The organism is Sphingobium sp., from assembly GCF_033795625.1.
Classification (GTDB): Bacteria; Pseudomonadota; Alphaproteobacteria; order Sphingomonadales; family Sphingomonadaceae; genus Sphingobium.
The window spans coordinates 1-590 of record NZ_JARYGI010000140.1 but is presented as its reverse complement, the minus strand read 5'-3'; the positions used below and the strand labels follow the sequence as shown (position 1 = coordinate 590).

Sequence of the window (590 nt, the reverse complement as noted above, 5' to 3'; positions counted from 1 at the left end):
GTCGGCCTCGACCATCAGGGAATGCAGGCGGCGCAGCATCATCGCCGCGAACGGCAGGGAAAGTGCCCCACCAAGCGTGCAGCTATGCGTTAGCCTGGTGCCGCCATCGTCCCCCGCCAGCTCGTACCGCTCTTCGAGCGTGAACAGATAGGGGATGCCGCAGGACCAAGCGTAGGCGTGCGGCTTGTCTATTTGATCGACCTGGGCGGGCGTCCGGATCGGCCGCGTAATGCCCTGGATCGCGAACGTGCATTCCGTGTCGCCGAGGCGGGACCGATTATCGAGAAATGCTAGTGGGCTCCATGCCTGGCGATGATCCGGATCAGTCAGCACCGACCAGATGCGTAGAGGCCCACCGTGAAGCATCGAGCTGGTAATGGTTCGAGGCATATCCCCATCTCCAAGAGATGAGCAGGGCGATCGTGGACCGCCCCGCGCACCCATCAAGCCAAGTCGTTCGCGAAGGTCTGACCGTGGTCGTCCCCTTCATGCGCTTCATTGTAGTGCTCGGGCGTCTCGATCGCCTTCTGCCCAAACCGGGCATAGAGCGTCGGCAGCACGAACAGCGTCAGCAGCGTCGCCGAGATCAG

Annotated in this window: 1 protein-coding gene; it reads right to left on the bottom strand. The window is 62.7% G+C overall.

Annotated elements, in window-relative coordinates:
* A partial coding sequence (locus QHC67_RS19045) for an SRPBCC domain-containing protein (RefSeq protein ID WP_319296736.1) occupies nt 1-390 on the bottom strand: 390 nt, incomplete at its 3' end.
* Between the last annotated feature and the right edge of the window lie 200 nt (nt 391-590).